This is a genomic window from Micromonospora sp. NPDC005710 (assembly GCF_040630995.1).
GTDB lineage: Bacteria > Actinomycetota > Actinomycetes > Mycobacteriales > Micromonosporaceae > Micromonospora.
Window position 1 is genome coordinate 172378 of the sequence record NZ_JBEXYP010000004.1, and the last position, 18662, is coordinate 191039.

Below are 18662 nucleotides of genomic sequence, written 5' to 3' on the forward strand. Positions count from 1 at the left end.
GCCGTCACGGTTTGGTGGCGCGGTACCAGGCGGCCGCGCCCGGGTGTAGCGACAACGGCGCGGTGACGATCGCCGAGCGGGGGCTCATGCGTCCCGCCGCCGGATGGGCGGCGGCCAGCTCGGCCCGGCGTTCCATCAGCAGCCGGGTCACGTCACGGACCAACGTCTCCGGCAGGCTGGCCCGGACGATCAGGTAGTTCGGGTCGGCCACAGTGGTCACCGCGTCCACCCCGTACACCGAGCGGGGAATGTCCCGGGAGACGTAGACCTGGCCGTACCGCGAGCGCAACGGCTCGGTCCACTCGCTGAGGTCCACGATCCGGATGGCGCTGGCCCCGGCCAACGCCTCGATGCCCCGCACCGGCAACCCGCCGGAGAAGAAGAACGCGTCGACGCGCCCGGAGCGCAGCGCCGTCACCGAGTCGTCCAGACCGAGCCGTTCGCGGCGCACCTCGTCGCCGCCGAGGCCGGCCACCTCCAACAGTCGGGTCACGGTGATCTCGGTGCCCGAGCCGGAGGCACCGACGGAGACCCGCCGGCCGCGCAGGTCGGCGACCGAGCGGACCGGACCGCCACTGGTGGTGACCAGGTGCAGTTGGTCGTCGTACACCCGGGCGACGGCGTTCACGGTGGGGCTTCCCGTCGGGCTGGTGGGCAGCACGTCGGCCTGGGTGAAGCCCAGCTCGGCCCCACCGGACCCGACGAGCTGGACGTTCTCCGCCGACGCGGCGGTGATCACCACGCTGGCGCGCACGTCGGGGAGTTCCCGGTTGAGGATCGCCGCCAGGGACTGCCCGAACGCGTAGTAGACGGCGGTGGGGCTGCCGGTGGCGATCCGGATCGACGTGGGCTTGGTCGGGGCGTCCCGGCAACTGACGACGGCCAGGTTCGCGATCAGCAACACCGTCGACAGGGCGGCCAGGCCGGCGCGGCGCGACGAGGTACGACTCACGCGGTGCACTGTGCGCGCTCGGGCGGGTGCGCGCAAGCCCGTCCCGGAGGGTCGCCACCCATTCAGCAGGCGGTGCGACGTGCCGCTGCCACCATCGCACTCCGCGCCGACGACGCCATCGCGCCCCGCGCCGTCGCCGTTGCGGGCACCGCCATCGGGCCGCGCGCCGGCTCCAACGCCGCGCTTCGCAGGATCCGCTGCCGGTCCGGGCCGTCGGCCACACTGACCAGGAAACAGCCGGTGCCGGGGCGGAGCAGGGCCGGCACGTCGAGCACTGCCGCGCCCCGGACCAGCACCGCGGCCAACTCCCGGTCGGTGAGCCGGACACCGAGGATGTGCCGTCGGACGTGCCGCCCGGCGGCCAGCAGCGCCGAACGCCACGCCGCCTCCGCCAGCCGGGTCACCAACCGTCGGCGGGCCGGCGAGGCACCGGGCAGCGGCCCGCCGAGCAGCTCACGCCGCCCCTGGCGCCAGCCCGCGTCCAGGATCCGGGCGTACGCGCCCCGGTGTTCCCGGGGCACCCACAGCCGGTGCAGCTCGTAGCGGCGGCGCAGGCCGCCGACGGCCACCTCGTGGGTGACCGGGATGTCCAACCGGGCGAGCAGTTGCCGCATCCGCTGCGCGGCGTCCTCCCGGTTGAACTCCACACCGGGAGTGTGCTCGGCACGCACCGCGCTCGGCCGGGCGGTGGTCGGTGGCGGCGTGCAACGCTGCAGGCAGGCAGCCTCGAACGCGTCGCCCAGTGTCAGCCAGCCCAGCGGGGCCGGAGGCGTCGGGGAGTGGGGCCGGTCGAGCAGGGCCGGTTCGCGGGTCAACGGAGGCTCCCTCGTCGGAGTCTTGGTTGCCATACCGTGGCCCCTGCCACGCGGTTAGGGAACCGCTCCGGCCCAGCCTTGAGGAAATCTTGCGGCTGCCACCCGACTACAGGTCGGTGACCACCAGATCCACCTGCCGCACCCGGCCCGCGGCGGTGGCCTGCTCCAGCACCGTGTGCTTCAACTCCCGCAGGGTGCCGACCAGCTCCGCGGCGGTGCGCGGCCGGGCGCCGGCGACGAGCAGCTCCCGGACCAGCCGGCCCTTTGTCGCCTTGTTGAAGTGGCTAACCACCGAGCGGGTCGACATGCCGTCGACCTCCCGCTCGTGCAGAACCCGCACGGTGACCGTCCGCTCGGCCAGCTCCCCGCGCGGCGTCCAGGTGGCCGCGTACGCACCGGAGCGCAGGTCCAGCACCGGGCCTCGACCGGCGGCCCCGTCCACCGTCGGGGTCAGCTCCCCACGCCAGTACGTCGACAGCGCCCCGACGACCGGCAGGCGAGCGCCGATCGGGCAGCGGTACGGGGGGATCCGGTCGGACAGCCGGACCGCGCCCCACAACCCGGAGCTGATCAGGATCGACCGGCGGGCCGCCCGTTGCGCGGTGGCCGGCAACGAGGCCAGGTCCAACGCCTCGTAGAGCACCCCCGTGTAGAGCCGCTCGGCCGGCGCGGTGGCCGCCTCCCGCAGGCGGGCGTTGCGGCGCAGCTCGCCCCGCTGGCCGGCACTGAGGCCGAGCGCCGCCCGCGCGGCCTCCTCGTCCGGCCCGGCGCTCAGCGCCACCAGGGCGTCCAGCACCCGCTCACGGGCCGGGTTCAGCTCGGGCAGCGAGAGCCGGTCCGGGGCCCAGCGCCGTCCGGTGCCGGCGTCGGCCTTCCCCTCCGAGGGCGGCAGCAGAATGAGCATGGGTCTCCTCGACGGGCGAAACGGCGGCGCCCCACGCGCCGGCCCGGCCAGCGTACGACCAGCCCCTACCGCCAGGGCCGCACCGGGGTATCGGGGTGGTACACGCGATAACCGCCGACCTCCCGTACCGGCGTGGCGTCTGCCCGCTCGGCGAGCAACCGGCGCAACCGCCGGTCCATCGGCGAGTCGACAGCCACCACGTAGCCCGGCCGCTCGGCCCGCCCCACCTGCCGCCAGTACGGCCGGTAGCGGTTCTGGCCGGGGGACAGATCACTGTCGAGCACCCCGCAGACCACCGTCTCGTCCGTGTTGAAGATCAACCGGTTGCAGGTCCAGTAGTCCCCGTACACCTGGTGGGGTCCGTCGGCGCGGAGCGCGGCGGCCAACTCCCGGGCCTGGCGCTCCTTGGTCCGCGACGCCGCGGTGCCGGTGACGGCGAAGAGCACGGTGGCCACGAGCGTGAGCACGGTCAGCGCGGCCAGCACGGCGGCGGACAGCGCGCCGGCGAAGCGCCCCAGCACGCTGCTGGTGCCCCGCCAGGCGGTGAGCGCCGCCACCCAGAGCGGCCAGAGCACCGCCGGCAGCGACAGTTGCAGCACCGACAGGTAGCGGGCGTTGTCCAGCGGGCTGGTCGCGGCGAGGGGGCTGCGCACGTACGACAGCAGTGTCAACGCCGCGCCGGCGAGCAGCGCGAGTTGCACGACCGGCCCGACCCGCTCCCCGCGCAGCCCTCCGGCCCTGCGCCCGACCCCCGCCCCACGCGGTGCCCCGGCCGCGCGCCGGTAGGCGAGCACCGCGAGCGCGGCGCCGGCCAGCAGCAGCACCGGGTACAACACGCCGAACCACTGTTGCCAGCGCCCGCAGCCGTCCACCGGACAGAGCCCGTGCGCCAGCGGCACCCCCTCCAGCAGGCCGCCCCGGATCCGGTCGGACCACTGCGGCTGCGGCCCGGCCTTGGTGCTGACCTCCCGGAACACCGACAGCGAGTCGTCACCGGGCCCGGCCCGCAGGTTGTCGACGATCATCGGGGCCACACCGACCACCACCCCCGCCGCCAGCAGCAGGCCGGCCCAACCGAGAAGCTCCCGCCGCACCGCCCAGACCAGGGCCAGCCCGGCCACCGCGAGGTACGGCAGGATCAGCCAGTCCGACCAGACGGACAGCCCGACGAGCAGCCCGAACAGGCCGATCGCGAGCCGTCGGCGGCGGACCGTGCCGACCGCCAACCCCACCGTGATCAGCAGCATCAGCAGCACCGCTGCCTTCACCTCGGGCCGCCCACCGACGACGGTGAGCTGGTCGCGCACCACCCGCTCCGGCCCGAGCGCGAGCAGACCCACCACGAAGGCGGCGAACCACGGGGTGCCGAGCCGGCGGGTCAGCCGGTGCATCAGGTAGAGGAAGAGCGCATAGAGGACGAGCATCGGCAGCCGCAGCACCGGCCAGCTCGGCCCGAACACCGCCACCAGGGGGGCGGCCAGGTACGACTCCAACATCCCCATGTAGTGCTGGCCGTAGAGGAAGACCGGATGTTCCCGGCCCTGCCCGATGTGCAGGGCGGCCAGGCCGAACGTCGCCTCGTCGCTGTTCGACACCGGCACCGTGAAGAGCGTCAGGATCAGCCGGTAGACGACACCGGCGAGCCCGAACAGCAGCGCCACGAGCGCCGGCCGGTCGAGTCGCGGACGCCATCGCCCGCGGTGCTGCTCTGGATGCGACACGACCAACGCCCCCGTCGTCGTCCCGACCGGAGTGTTTCACGTTCGGCCCTGCCACCGGGGCGGATCGCCGCAGCCGGGCCGGACCGGATCGGCGCAGCGCGGGTCGTCTCGCGTGGCCGTGGCCGACGACGTGTGGCAGGGTTGGCGGGTGCCACCCACTTCCGCCGGCCAGCTGGCCGTTTCGAACCTGCACCGGGCTGCGCGCATCGAGGACGCCGTGCACCAGCTCGTCGAGCGCCGGCTGCGGCGCACCGGCTGGCGGGTCAACATCGTCGCGTACACCGGCTATGGCGCGCCGGGTTGGGTGCGGGTGATGTGTCGGGTGCTGCTGAGCCGTCCGGACACCCGCCAGCGGGGCCGGCTGGACAAGGTCCGCGGTTGGCGCAGCTTCACGACGCTGCCCAACAAGCACGTCACGGTGACCATCGAGGCCGGCGGGGTACGCCACGAGACGCGGGCCGACCGCAGTGGCTTCGTCGACACCCTGGTCGAGGCGGACCTGCCTCCCGGGTGGGGCACGGTCCGGCTGAGTGTCCCGGACGCCGAGCCGGTCGACGCGCCGGTGCGCATCCTCGATCCGGAGGTCAAGTTCGGCATCATCTCCGACATCGACGACACGGTGATGGTGACCGCGCTGCCCCGGCCGCTGCTCGCCGCCTGGAACACGTTCGTGCTCGACGAGCACGCCCGCAACGCCGTTCCCGGGATGGCAGTGCTCTACGAGCGGCTGGTCACCTCGCATCCCGGCGCTCCGGTCTTCTACCTGTCCACCGGGGCGTGGAACGTGGCGCCGACGTTGACCCGCTTCCTGTCCCGGCACCTCTACCCGGCCGGGCCGCTGCTGCTCACCGACTGGGGCCCGACCGCCGACCGCTGGTTCCGCAGCGGCATGGAACACAAGCGGTCCACCCTGGCCCGGCTGGCCACGGAGTTCCCCGACGTGCGCTGGCTGCTCGTCGGCGACGACGGCCAGCACGACCAGGAGATCTACCGGGAGTTCGCCGCCGCCCACCCGGAAAACGTCGCCGGGGTGGCGATCCGCCGGCTCTCCCCGACCCAGTCGGTGCTGGCGGGCTCACTGCCCGCCCCGGCCGGCCGGCCGTCGTCGGGGCCGGTGGGGCAGAAGTGGCTGTCCGCCCCGGACGGCGCCGGCCTGTGGCAGCTGCTCCGCGACGCCGGCCTGGTGTGACCGCCGATCAGGACGACGGATCGTCGGCGTCCTGCGGTGCGGTGCCGAGGGCCCGGCGAAGCATGGTGACCAGTTCCTCGGCGGCGTGGCGGCTGTCGAAGTCGGGGTCGGCCAGGCGCTCCGAGACGATCGCGTCGATGGCTCCGTTCACGATGACGGCGGTGGCCTGCGGGTCGATGCTGGGCCGGTAGTCGCCGGCCGCCCGCGCCGCGTCGATCAGACCGGCGACCGCCTCCCGCCGACTGCGCGCGTTCGGCGTGTCGTCGATGCCGGTCTCCTCGCTCAACGCCTCCACGATCATCCGGGTGTGATCCGGGTGGTTCCGCAGGTACGCCACCAGGGACCGGACGTAGGCCTCCACGGCGGACGCACCGGATCGTGCCCCGACTTCGGCGCCGACGTACCCGGTGAGGGACTCGAGCACCTCGGCGTAGGCGGTCCGCACGACCGCGTCCTTGGACGGGAAGTGGTAGAGGACGGCGGCCTTGGAGATGCCTGCCGCCTCCGCGATCCGGGCGAGTGAGGTGCCCGGGTAACCGTGCCGGGCGACCAGATCGATGGTCACGCCGACGAGTTGCGCGCGTCGCGCCCGCTCGGTGATCGTGAGCGGCTTGGCGGCGCGGACCTGCGCTGACGTGGCGTCCTTGGGCTGCACCCGCTTACCGTACCGGCCCCTTCGCCTTGCACTTCCTGACCGGGCGGTTGTTTTTTCTACCGCCCGGTCAGTAATCTGACCTCATGGTGATGAGGCTTGTGGGCAAGGTTGGCGACTCTCTGCGAGCGCGTCGGCGCGGCCTCCTCCGGGTCGCCGCAGTGCTCGCAGTGGTCACGGTGGCGATCGCGTACGCGCTGCGCGACCCCGCACCCGTCGGCTACTTCACGTCCACCGAGTCCCATGATCGTTTCGTCGGTGCGTACCAGGAGGCGATGGCGGACCTGCCGGAGCCCGACCGCACCCTCGACGTCCGGACCGGATACGGCGTCGTACGGCTCTACCACTTCAGCGGCGGCACCGACCCGGCCGCCGCGCCCCTGCTGCTTCTGCCCGGCCGGGCGTCGGCGTCACCGGTCTGGGCGGACAACCTGCCGTCGCTGCTGCGGTCGCGCGACGTCTACACCATCGACCTGCTCGGTGAGCCGGGCATGAGCATCCAGCAGCGACCCATCAAGGACACCACCGCGCACGCGCAGTGGCTGCACGAGGTCCTGCTGGCGTTGCCCGAGCCGACCATCCATCTGGTCGGCGTGTCGTTCGGCGGCTGGACGGCGATGAACCTCGCCGTGCACCGGCCACAGAAGGTCGGCAGCGTCGTACTGCTCGATCCGGTGCTCGTCTTCGCTGGTCTGTCGGCGGAGGTGGTGCTGCGGTCCATCCCGGTGAGCGTCCGCTGGGCGCCCCGATCGTGGCGGGACAGCTTCACCAGTTGGACGGCGAACGGCGCCCCGGTGGAGGACGTACCGGTCGCCCGGATGATCGAGGCCGGCATGCAGGCGTACGTGGTGAAGCTGTCTCCGCCAGCCCGACCGTCCGAGGACCAGCTCGCGGCCGTCGACGTCCCGGTGCTCGTCCTGATGGCGGGAAAGTCCCGCCTGCACGACGCCGGCGAGGCCGCGACGTTGGCGGAGCGGTCCCTGACCCACGGCACCGTGAAGACCTATCCGGACGCGTCGCACGCCCTCAACGGCGAATACCCGAACGAGATAGCCGCCGACATCTCCATGTTCGTCAACTGAGGGGCTGCACAGCAGCCCCAGGGCCGGAAGCTCGGCCCGCACAGGCGAAACCCCCGGACACCGCAGTTCGCGGTGCCCGGGGGTTTCAGTTCGGGTTCGGGTTACATCAGTGTGGGTGAGGCCCAGCTGACGGTGCCGGGGGCGCCGTTGCCCGGGTAGAGGGTCAGGGTGCCGTTGCTCCTGCGACGGACCATGAGATCCATCTTCCCGTCGTTGGTGACGTCGCCGAGGCTGCTCATGTCGAAGTCCTTGCACTTGCCGCAGACCAGGACACGGGTGCCCCAGACCGGGGCTCCGCTGGCGGCCGCGTTGGGGTAGACCCACATGTCGCCGGTGCTGGCGTTGCGCATGACCAGATCCTGCTTGCCGTCGTTGTTGGCGTCCTCGATGTGCACGTTGTCGTAACCACCGCAGGAGCCGCAGAGCAGAATCCGATTACTCCAGGTGATTGCGCCACCGGTCGGGCCGTTGCCCAGGTACGCGTACATGTCCCCGGTGCTGGTCTCCCGGATGAACAGGTCGGTCTTGCCGTCCCGGTTCACATCGCCCAGGTCCGACGTGGCGAAGTTGACGCACTTGCCACAGACCAACTGGCGGGTGGTCCAGACCGGGTCGCCGCTGGCGACGGTGTTCGGGTAGACGTACATGTCGCCGGTGCTGATCTGGCGCATGAAGAGGTCCAGCTTGCCGTCGTTGTTGGCATCGGCCAGGTTGAACGAGTCGTAGCCTCCGCACTTGCCGCACACCACCACGCCGGCATCGAACGTGAGCGTGCCGTCCAGGTTCGTTCCGCGGCGCAGCAGCACGTCGCCGTTGCCCTGCCTGACCAGCATGTCGCCCCGGCCGTCGCCGGTGATGTCGCGGACGTTCGGTGCGAGGAGCATCTGGGCGTAGTTGCCCGGCGCGGTGGCCTCGGCCGGGTTCAGGGCCCGGTCCCAGTGCTGCACGTTGCTGACCTGACCCGAGTAGTACGAACTCGGCGCGCCCTTGTAGCGGTAGTGACCGATCACGAAACGACCGGTGCTGGGCCAGGACACGGCGGCGGCGTGCTGTGCCGTGCCAGCGAGGTTGTTGTTGACGTACAGGGCCATCGTGCTCGTGGTGGCGTTGTACGTCGCCACCAGGTGCGTCCACACCCCGAGCTGCGCGGTGGGTGCGCTGATGGCCTGGTCGTACGACCAGGCGTCGCTGTCGGATCGGGCCATCCCGAAGCGCCAGGTGTTGTCGCTCTGCTCCTGCCAGAGGATGAACCGCGCCGAACGCGATCCCTCCTCGGAAAGGATGATCTTGCCAGCGGTGGTGGGCTTCACCCAGACGGCGACGCTGAACGACCTGGTGGTGTCGACCAGCACCGGACTGGCGGCGCTGACCAGGCTGCCGGTGCCGTTGGCGTCCACGCCCGTGGCGGTGCCATCGGTGTTCAACCGCAGATCGGGGCTGAAGAGGTCACCCTCGTGCCAGTACGCGTTGCCGGTGCCGGTGAGGGTGCTGCCACCGGTGATGTCCCCGGCGGTGGCCGCGGACGCTCCGGCCGTGCCGTCGTCGAGCGGCCAGGTGTTCTTGGCGGTGACCAGACCCTGCGCCTGCTGGGTGGCGATGGCGGGGGTACCGCCGAGGCCGCTCACCAGGTACGCCGTCGTCAGGCCGTTGCCACCGATGGTCCACAGGTCGGCCGTGTTGTCGGAGTTGACATCGGCTGCCCGCAGGCTGAGCGCCGCACCTCGGTTCCAGTTGGTCGAGAGCGTGTACGGCGTGTAGGTGAGCTGGTTGGTGTCCGGGTTGTAGGCCAGGTTCGTCCAGAGGTGCAGGGCCCCGGTGCCGCTGTTCCACAGGAACATCGAGGTGCTGCCGTTGACCTGGGCGGTGGCGATCGTCCAGTTGTTCCAGTCCGCGCCGCCCGTCGGCGTCGGCGTCTGGGTGCTGGCGTTGTAGTAGTAGAGGCCCGGCGCGAATGCCATCGGGTAGTAGTTCAGGTAGTAACCGTTGGTGGCGTCGCCGCTGGTGCCGATCAGGTCCGGCAGGGTGGACCCGGTGCCACGGCCGTCGCCGGCGTTCACCAACTGCAGCGGCGCGTTGCCGTTGCCGTCGACCAGCAGCTCACCCGAGACGCTCACCTGGTTGTTGTACGGCTGGATGACCGAGCCGTCGCCACTGCCCCGCAGGATGGTGCCGTTGCCGGCGTTGTTGCCCGACGTGTAGTAGACGAGAACGTCCTGCAACCCGGACCCGAAGAAGTGACCGGAGATGACCTGGCCGCCGTTGAAGTCGGACGGGTCCTCGTTACCGGTGACCCCGTTGCCCCGTGCTCCGATGTCGTTCACAGTGGTGCGCACCGCGCCGCTGTTCATGCCCGTGCCGAGCCAGAGGCCGGAGGGCAGCCCGTTGCGGGCACCGATGGTCAGCAGGTCGGCGACACCGTCACCGGTGAGGTCCGCGTCGGCAGCGATGTCGGCCGGGTCCGCGTTGAACGTGACGGTGGCGGTCTCACCGAAGTTGCCACCTGCCGAGAGGCTGGTCACCGCAAGAGTGTTGGTGAACCGGGTCGGCGTCGTCAAAACGGTGGCAGCGCCGGCCGAGGCGGCGACGGTCACCGGGGGCAGGCCGTTGAGCTGGTAGCTGTAGCTGGTCGGCTGGGTGCCGGTGCTGGGCGGGGTGATGGCGAAGCTGACCTCGTTACCGATCTTCGGCTGGCCCTGCGGCTGGCTGATGTCCGGCGCGCCGGTCCGGGTCGGGTCGAAGGTGAAGGTGCAGGTCGCGGACCAGTCGCTGGCGCTGCGGAAGTCGGTGGCCTGGACCTTCCAGGAGAAGTTGGTGACCGAACCACTGGCTGCGGCGCGCAGTGTGGCGGACGGCACGACCAGCACGCCGGTGCTGCCGGAGGAGTAGGTCAGGAGGTTCGGGTTGGACGACGCCAGGGCGGTCTGCGAGGCGTCGGCGCTCTTCCAGAGCTTGAAGCTCACCCCGAGGGTGCCGCCGTTGGGGTCGGACACCGGGGCGTAGAGGTAGACCGGGTTGTCCCCGATGGCCGAGCCGCCGGCACAGGCGGTCCGGGGCGAGGTGGTCATACCGGTCGGCGTGTTCGGCTTGTGGTTGTAGAGGATCTCCAGGGTGGGGCTGGTCTGGAGAAACTCTTTCGAACTCTGGGCGTCGCTGCCCTCGTTCTCGCCGACCATCCACAGAGTGCGGGCGGCCGTTCGGTTGTTCGCGATGTCGGTCGTGATCTGACTGGTGATGTCGAAGGCGACCCCGGCAGCGGCGCAGCCGCTGTAGCCGTGGGCGAAGCTCGCCGACGCCGCGAGCCGGGTGGTGCTCTGCGTCTCCCAGAAGTTCCAGGTGGCGTTGGACTTGGCGAGCACGGTGTTCGGGGCGTAGACGTTCACCCGCTTCGCGTTGCAGGACCACGAACGGGTGTTGGTGATCTTGAAGGTGGCCGAGCTGATCTCGGCACCCCTCAGGGCGCTGTAGGGCACCGGGAAGTTGATCAGCGTGTTCGAGCGCTGCTCACCGGAGTTCCCCACCTGCATCCGCCCGATCGGGTCCGGAGTGTTGTTCCAGTAGTTGGTGGACTGGTGCTGGTACGAAATGCTGGACCAGCCGGACATCCTCGGTCCGGTGACGCTCCAGTTGAAGCTGGGGTCGATGTAGACCGGGAAGACGGTCGCGGCATCGGTGAGCAGCTTGCGGTCCGGCTTGAGGCCGAGCTTGCCGGGGGCGATGGCCACCCCGATGGCAGCGGTACGTGCCGCGCGGCCGGGAGTCGCGCTCGTCGACGCGGCGCCGCTGCGCGCTGTCGGTCCGCTGGTGCCGGAGGCCGACGAGTCCCACATGAGCGGCGCGGGTGCGGTGATGACCGCGTCGCCGGAGCGGTCCTGCCCGCTGATGTTCCCCGCCGCGTCGGCGCCGAGGCTGAAGCCCTTGGCGGCGGTGGCCAGTTCGAGCGTCGCCAGCTTCGGGTTCGCCGCGGCCTTCGCGTCCTTGACCACGAAGACGTGCGAGAAGCCACCCTGGGCGTTGACGGTCGCCGTCAGGTCCACACCGGGCAGCACCTCGGCGTACGTCGCCGTCGGACCGGCGAGCGTGGGCTTGGGCAGGGCGACGGGCGCGGTCAGGGTGAGCGAGCGATCCCCGCTGACCAGGTGGGCCATCGGTCCGGTGCCACCGCCGGAGAGCGTGACCTCGTGCGTGGTGGTGGTAGTGGTGATGGTGCCGTCGGCCCGTCGGACCAGGGTGGGGTCCAACTGCTTCCAGCTGTTGCCGACGCGCTTACGGTTCGGTACGGCGCTCTGGCTGAGCAGGAGCTGGCCGTCCGGCCGGGCGGTCAGGGTCTCCGTCGAGGTGCCGGCTGCGGTCGCCTCGACCTGCTTGCCGGTCCGCTTGGCCTTGGCCAGCGCCGCGTCCACTCCGAGCGGCCCGGCCGACTCAGCGGCGGGTTTCGGCTGTGCCGGAGCGGCAGCGGCGGCGGTTGGCAGGGCCAGGGGCACTGCGGTCGCGGCGATGGCGACAGCGGCCACCGCACCCGATGCGACGGCGCGTAGGCGCAGTCGTCTCTTGATCATATTAAGTTCTCCCCGTTAATGACGTGGACGCGTAGCCGCGTCCGATCGAGCGGCCACAGTGAACCAGTCACGCCTGTCTACGGGAAACGTCTCTGGTCACTTGATGCTGTCCTTTTGGCACTCAGTGAGACGGATTTGATGGCATCGGACGCTGGCCATCGTTATGACTCCGTGACCTTCGATGGGGCTGGACGTGAAACATTGTTCGCGCCACGGGGGTGTGCCATTGATCACTCTGCGTGGTCTCAAGTCCATCTCGCAGAGCTGAGGTACGCATGGCCGTCCACGGGGGATTACGCCTGCTCACACGTCCTAGACGTCTGGTCGCTGTTGTCGCGGCCGCGTCGCTCGCCGCCAGCCTGTTGTCGGGTGCGCCGGCGGTGGCGAAGCCGAAGGGGCCGGAGTTGGCGAAGGCGCCGGCGACGTCGCCGGGGCAGTCGGTCAAGGGTGTGAAGCCGTTGCCGACGAAGTTCGTGACGCCGCCGGACGACGCGAAGTCGACGTTCAAGCCGACGCGGACGGTGTGGCCGGAGGCTGCTTCGGCGCGCCTGGAGTTGGCGGGTGCTGCGGCGGGTGCGCGGGGAGCGTCGTCGTCGCGGGTGCGTGCTGCGGGTACGCCGGTGTGGGCTGAGTCGGTGGCGGCGAAGGCCGGCCCGCGCAGTCTGGACGTGAAGGTGGCCGACCGTAGGGCCGCCGAGGCGGCCGGGGTCGACGGTGTGTTGCTGTCGGTGTCTCCGGACGTCGGCGTCGGTGCGGTGCGGGTCGGCGTGGATTACGCGGGGTTCGCGGAGGCGTTCGGTGGTAACTACGGGTCACGATTGCGCCTGGTGCGGCTGCCAGCGTGTGCGTTGACGACGCCTGCGCGTAGCGAGTGTCGGGTGGCGACGCCGTTGCGGTCGTCGAATGACGCTGGGGCGCGGTCGGTGTCGGCTGAGGTGTCGATGGCGGCTTCGGACGTGCGGGTGCAGGCGGCCGGTGGTGTGACGGTGTTGGCGGCGGTCGCGGCGGCGGGTGAGGAGGGCGGCAAGGGCGGCACGTACGCGGCGACCGATCTGAAGCCGTCGGGTTCGTGGACCGGTGGTGGGAGTACGGGTTCGTTCACGTACTCGTACCCGATCACGGTGCCGCCGGCGGCGTCGGAGTTGGTGCCGACGGTGGCGTTGTCGTACGACTCGGGCAGTGTGGATGGGCAGACGGCGTCGACGAACGCGCAGTCGTCGTGGGTGGGTGATGGTTGGTCGACCCCGCGGTCGTACGTGGAGCAGTCGTTCGCGTCGTGCATGGATGAGCCGGGTGGCAGCGCGTCTCCGGTGAAGACGCCGGACCGCTGTTACGACGGCCCGGTGTTGACGTTGTCGTTGAACGGTTCGTCGACGGCGTTGGTGTGGGACGCGTCCAAGAGTGTGTGGAAGCCGGAGTCGGACAACGGTGAGGTCGTCACCCACGTCGAGAACGCGAACAACGGTTCGGGGACGTACAACACCGACTACTGGCGGGTGACGTTGCGCGACGGCACGAGCTATGAGTTCGGCCGGAACCGGTTGCCGGGGTGGGCGTCGGGTAAGGCGGAGACGAAGTCGGTGGACCACTCGCCGGTGTATTCGCCGCACTCGGGCGACCCGTGTTACAACTCGGCGGGGTTCTCGTCGTCGGTGTGCACGATGGCGTACCGGTGGAACCTGGACTACGTCACCGACACCCACGGGAACGCGATGGCCTACTACTACAACCAGGCCACCAACTTCTACGGCCGCAACAAGGGCGCCTCGGATGTGTCGTACGTCCGGGACAGCAACCTGGCGCGCATCGATTACGGGTTCACCGACGGTGGCGCGTACGGGACTGTGGCGAACCAGGTGGTGTTCAACACCGGTGACCGGTGTGTGTCGGGGACGTGTCAGCCGTTGAACTCGACGAACAAGGCGAACTGGCCGGATGTGCCGTTCGACCTGATCTGCGCGTCGGGGGCCGATTGTGACGACTGGAGCCCGTCGTTCTTCTCGACGGTCCGGTTGACGTCGATCGAGGCGCGGCAGTACAACACGGCGACGTCCCAGTACGAGAACGTCGATTCGTACGCGTTGTCGCAGAGCATGCCGGCCACCGGTGACGGCACGTCGCCGACGTTGTGGCTGACCGGGATCGTGCGGACGGGTCATGACACCAGCGCGGGCGGGTCGACGGCGGCGATCAGTTTGCCGTCGGTGTCGTTCACCGGTGTGAAGTTGCCCAACCGGGTCGACACCGCCGGTGGTCTGCCGTCGTTCTACCGGCAGCGCATCGCCACGATCACCACCGAAACCGGGTCCGTGATCAGCCCGTCGTACGAGTTGCCGGTGCCGTGCACGGCGCCGGTGAGCACCGACCCGGCGGCGAACACGAAGTCCTGCTACCCGGTGTACTGGACCCCGGACGGCTACACCGACCCGTTCAAGGACTGGTTCCACAAGTACGCCGTCACCCGGGTCACCTCCACCGACCCGACCGGCGGCGCCGCGGCCCTGTCGACCAGCTACAAGTACCTCAACGGCGCGGCCTGGCACTACGACGAAAACGAACTCGTCAAGACCAAGTACCGCAGCTACGGCCAGTTCCGCGGCTACGCCAAGGTGCAGACCTTCACCGGCGACGGCGTCAACGACCGCCGCACCCAAGCCGAAACCGCCTACTACCGCGGCATGTCGAAGAACAACAACAGCACCGTGGTCAACGTGACCGACTCCGCCGGCGGCACCCACGAGGACATCGACGAACTCGCCGGCAAGGAGTTGGAGAGCACCCAGTACCTCGGCGAAGGCGGCCGGGTCGACTCCTCCACCATCACCTCCTACTGGGTGTCCGCGGCCACCGCCACCCGCAGCAGGACCGGGCTGCCGGCGTTGACCGCGCAGTGGGTCGCACCCATCAAGACCTACACCCGTCAGGCAGTCACCAGCAGCGGATCGGTCACCTGGCGGTACACCGGCACGGACAACAGCTACGACGCGACCACCACCAGCGCCACGTTCGGTGAGCTGAAGAACACCTACACCTACACCGTGCCGACCGACACCGCCTACAACCAGTGCACCACCTACACCTACGCCCCGGCGAACACCACCAAGAACCTCGCCGGGCTGGTCAGCCAGACCGAAACCGTGGCCGTGGCGTGCGGCGGGTTCACCCAGGGCAGCCCCGCGTCAGTCCCCGGAAGCGTCAACACGTTGACCGCCCCCGGCAGCGTCAACCGACCCGCCCAGGTCGTCAAGGCTGAACGGACCTTCTACGACGACCAGACGTTCTCCACCACGTTCCCGCAGGCGGCAGCACCGTCCAAGGGCGACGTCACGGTCAGCCAGGTCGCCAAGGACTACACCGGCGGCGCGTACGTCTGGCAGACCACCGAGCGGTCGACCTACGACAGCTACGGCCGGGTCACCGACTCCTACGACGCCAAGGGCAACAAGACCACCAGCGGCTACACCATGAACGCCGCCAAACTGGTCACCGCCACCTCCACCACCAACCCCGCCGGACACGCTGGCACGGTCACGCTCGACACGAAACGCGGCATCCCGCTGGTCAGCACCGACGCCAACAGCATCGTCACCACTCAGCAGTACGACGCGCTCGGCCGCGCCACATCCGTGTGGTTGAACTCCCGCGCCACCAGCGCCGCAGCGAACCACAAGTTCGCCTACAGCGTCTCGAAGACCGGAGTGTCAGCGACTACCACGCAGACGCTGAACAACTCCAGCGGTTATCAGACCTCGGTCACCATCTACGACGCGCTGCTGCGCACACGGCAGACCCAGTCGATCACCCCGGCAGGCGGCCGGATGATCACCGATACGTTCTACAACACCCGTGGTGGCACTCGCGCGTCGTACAACGGTTGGTGGGACGACGCCAACCTTCCGGCGGTGAGCGCGCCGGTGTCAGCGGTGGACCTGGGCAAGCAGGTCCCGAACCAGACCCTGACCACCTACGACGGCCTGGGCCGGGGGGTCGTGGTCACGAACGCCAAGAACGGCGTGACCGTCTCGACGACCACCACCGTGTATGCCGGTGACCGCACCACTGTTGTCCCGCCATTGGGTGGGGTGGTTTCGGCCACCCTCACCGACCCGCTCGGCCGGAAGAAGGAGCTGCACGAGTACAGCGCCCGCCCCACGGTGACCACGCCGGCGGACACGTTCACCGGGATGTTCACTGTCACCGGTGGCACCGCAACGGTGAGCAGGTACGGCTACGACGAGCACGGCAACCAGTCGACACTCACCGACGCCAGCAACAACGTGTGGACCTCCACCTACAACCTGCTCGGCCAGGTCGTCGGTAGGGTCGACCCGGACGCCGGCACCAGCAGCATGAGCTACGACGCGAACGGCAATCTTGAGCAGTCCACCGACGGCCGCGGTAAAACCCTGTCGTTCACCTACGACGCCCTCGACCGCAAGACCGGCGAGTACGCGTCGACGGTGGCGAACCAGTCGACGGCGAACCGGCGAGCGTCGTGGGTGTACGACAACAGCAACAGCGTCACGGGTGTCACCAACGCGCTTGGGAAGCTGACCACCACTACCGCCTACCGGGGTGGACAGCCGTACGTCACGCAGCAGAAGGCGTTCAACGTCTTCGGCAGTTCCCTCGGCGCGACGGTCACGATCCCCGACACCGAGGGTGGCCTCGGCGGGTCGTACGTGTTCGGGCACACCTACTCCTCAGTGCTGGGTCTGCCCCTTACCGACACCTATCCGGCCAAGGGCAGCCTTCCCTCGGAAACCGTGCTGCATGGTTACACCGGTGTGCTTGACCTGCCCACCACCCTCGGCGGTCTCGCCGGCTACAGCCAGAGCGTCAGCTACGACGCGTACGGCCGAGTCGACCAGCAGAAGATCGGCTCGGCGAGCAGCCATGCCTTCGTCACCAACACCTACGACACCCACACCAGCCGACTGACCAACCAACTCGTCACCCGCTCCACGACCACCCCGTCAACTGTCGATGAGCAGGAGTACAAGTACGACCTGGTCGGCAACATCACCCGCAAGATCAGTAAGCGGCTGGGCGCCACCACGCCGGCGGAGACGCAGTGCTACGGCTACGACGGCCTGGCCCGCCTCACCGAGGCGTGGACCGGCACCGACGCCTGCGCCACCACGCCCACGGACGCGAACAAGTCCATGGTCGGTAACACCATCGGCGCGGGCAGCGCCTACTGGACCAGCTGGCAGGTCGACCTCATCGGCAACCGCACCAAGCAGGTCGAGCACAACCTCGCGGGCGGCACCGACACGACCACCACCTACGCGTACAACGGCAACGGTCAGAACAAGCCCCACACCCTGACCTCCACCACCAAGACCGGCGGGTCCACCGGCACCACGTCGTACACCTACGACAACGCCGGTAGCACCACCGGCCGCAACGCCGCCCAAGGCAACCAAACCCTCACTTGGGACGACGCCGGCAAACTCACCGGAGTCACCGGCGGCACCAGCGGTACCAACAACTTCATCTACGACGCCGACGGCAACCTGCTCCTTCAAAAGGAACCCGGCAAGAACACCCTCTACCTCCCCGGACAGCAGCTCACCCTCGACACCAGCACCAGCGTTGTCACCGGCAGCCGCTACTACGCCCTCCCCGGGGGCGGTAGTTGCATCCGTACCGGCAGCGGGACGGCGTACTCCTTTGCTATCGACGACCACCAGGGCACCCCAACCCTCTACCTCGACAGCACCGCCCAGAACCCCACCTGGCGGCAGTACACGCCGTACGGAGGCCCGCGAGGCGCCGCCGTCACGGCACCGGACAACCACGGCTTTCTCGACAAGCCGATGAGCCCGACCGGACTCACGACCATCGGTGCCCGCTCCTACGACCCGCTTGTGGGCCGATTCATCTCGGTCGACCCGCTACAGGACGCGGCGCAACCGCAACAGTGGAACGGCTACTCCTACGCCAACAACACACCGGTGACGTCCAGCGACCCCACCGGCATGATCCCGGATGACTGCAAGTACTTCGACTGCTACGGGTACGACGTCAAGAAGGGTTGCCCGGGCGGATGCGGCTCCACCGACAACGTGACCTATGGCAAGAAGAACAAGCTGACCAGCACGAAGCTCAAGCGCGGGAAGTACGTTCCCCCGCCGCGTCAGACGCCGAAACCGAAGAAGTGCGGGGTCCTCTCCTCCTTGTGCGATCGGGCCAAGGCGGCGGTAGACGACGCACGTCAAGTCGTCGACACCGTTGGCAGAGCCACGGTCCAAGCGTGGGACGCCACCTACGAGTGGGCTAAGGACAACCGGGGAATGCTTGCGACACTAGCTGCTACCGCCGGATGTTTTGTTCCGGCCGTTGGAATGGTGGCATGTGCCGGGCTTCAGGCCGCGGCTTATGCGGTACGTACTGAGCAAACGATCAGCGAACAGGGTGGATGGGAAGACAACAAAGAGCGGATCATGGTTGATGGCGTGCTGACTGCCGGAACTCTTGGTGTCGGGAGCGCCTTCCGGATGGCGCAGTACGGCAAGCTGGGGCGCGTCAAGGATGTGCCACTGGTGCCACTGCCCAAGTTCATCTCGCCGTCCAACAACGCCGCGTACCAGAAGGCATCAACCGCTGGCTGGAACGCCGCTACCACGATGAAGATGCCCTGGGGCTTCGGACCTACCATCGCTAAGACGATGGCCTGGTCCGGTCCCGCCTTCGGCGTCAACAAGTGTTTCGTGCAACAGGCATGCTGACATCGTCACCGTGACGAAGCGCTTCGTAATGTCGATACGGGCATGATCACGAGCCGG

General features: G+C 69.4%; 9 protein-coding genes. 3 read left to right on the forward strand and 6 right to left on the reverse strand.

Going from position 1 to position 18662, the window contains the following annotated elements; translation table 11 throughout:
* Positions 1-4 precede the first annotated feature (4 nt).
* The 4 genes from ABZ406_RS07255 to ABZ406_RS07270 all read right to left on the reverse strand — a co-directional run bounded on the left by ABZ406_RS07255 (position 5) and on the right by ABZ406_RS07270 (position 4392).
* Positions 5-961 (reverse strand): TAXI family TRAP transporter solute-binding subunit, encoded by a 957-nt coding sequence (locus ABZ406_RS07255; RefSeq protein WP_357756697.1) that lies wholly within the window; start codon positions 959-961, stop codon positions 5-7.
* A 53-nt stretch (positions 962-1014) separates the two neighbouring features.
* Positions 1015-1767, reverse strand: coding sequence for a hypothetical protein (locus tag ABZ406_RS07260; RefSeq protein ID WP_357756700.1), 753 nt, complete (start codon positions 1765-1767; stop codon positions 1015-1017).
* A gap of 106 nt (positions 1768-1873) precedes the next feature.
* Positions 1874-2671, reverse strand: a complete 798-nt coding sequence (gene yaaA / locus ABZ406_RS07265) for a peroxide stress protein YaaA (RefSeq protein WP_357756703.1) — start codon at positions 2669-2671, stop codon at positions 1874-1876.
* Between the two features lie 65 nt (positions 2672-2736).
* A complete protein-coding gene (locus ABZ406_RS07270; RefSeq protein ID WP_357756706.1) occupies positions 2737-4392 on the reverse strand; it encodes a hypothetical protein in 1656 nt (551 codons plus the stop codon).
* A 148-nt stretch (positions 4393-4540) separates the two neighbouring features.
* Here ABZ406_RS07270 and ABZ406_RS07275 point away from each other — a divergent pair, with 148 nt between their 5' ends.
* Positions 4541-5581, forward strand: coding sequence for a phosphatase domain-containing protein (locus ABZ406_RS07275; protein WP_357756709.1), 1041 nt, complete (start codon positions 4541-4543; stop codon positions 5579-5581).
* 7 nt (positions 5582-5588) lie between these two features.
* On the opposite strand, the gene ABZ406_RS07280 is transcribed toward ABZ406_RS07275, so the two are convergent.
* Positions 5589-6236, reverse strand: a complete 648-nt coding sequence (locus ABZ406_RS07280) for a TetR/AcrR family transcriptional regulator (protein ID WP_357756711.1) — start codon at positions 6234-6236, stop codon at positions 5589-5591.
* Between the two features lie 83 nt (positions 6237-6319).
* Here ABZ406_RS07280 and ABZ406_RS07285 point away from each other — a divergent pair, with 83 nt between their 5' ends.
* Positions 6320-7315, forward strand: coding sequence for an alpha/beta hydrolase (locus ABZ406_RS07285; RefSeq protein WP_357756713.1), 996 nt, complete (start codon positions 6320-6322; stop codon positions 7313-7315).
* A gap of 101 nt (positions 7316-7416) precedes the next feature.
* On the opposite strand, the gene ABZ406_RS07290 is transcribed toward ABZ406_RS07285, so the two are convergent.
* Positions 7417-11871 (reverse strand): LamG-like jellyroll fold domain-containing protein, encoded by a 4455-nt coding sequence (locus ABZ406_RS07290; RefSeq protein WP_357756716.1) that lies wholly within the window; start codon positions 11869-11871, stop codon positions 7417-7419.
* Positions 11872-12251: 380 nt separating this feature from the next.
* Here ABZ406_RS07290 and ABZ406_RS07295 point away from each other — a divergent pair, with 380 nt between their 5' ends.
* The gene (locus ABZ406_RS07295; RefSeq protein ID WP_357756719.1) at positions 12252-18605 is read left to right on the forward strand and encodes an RHS repeat-associated core domain-containing protein; all 6354 of its coding nucleotides are present in this window, start codon (positions 12252-12254) and stop codon (positions 18603-18605) included.
* The last annotated feature ends 57 nt before the right edge of the window (positions 18606-18662 follow it).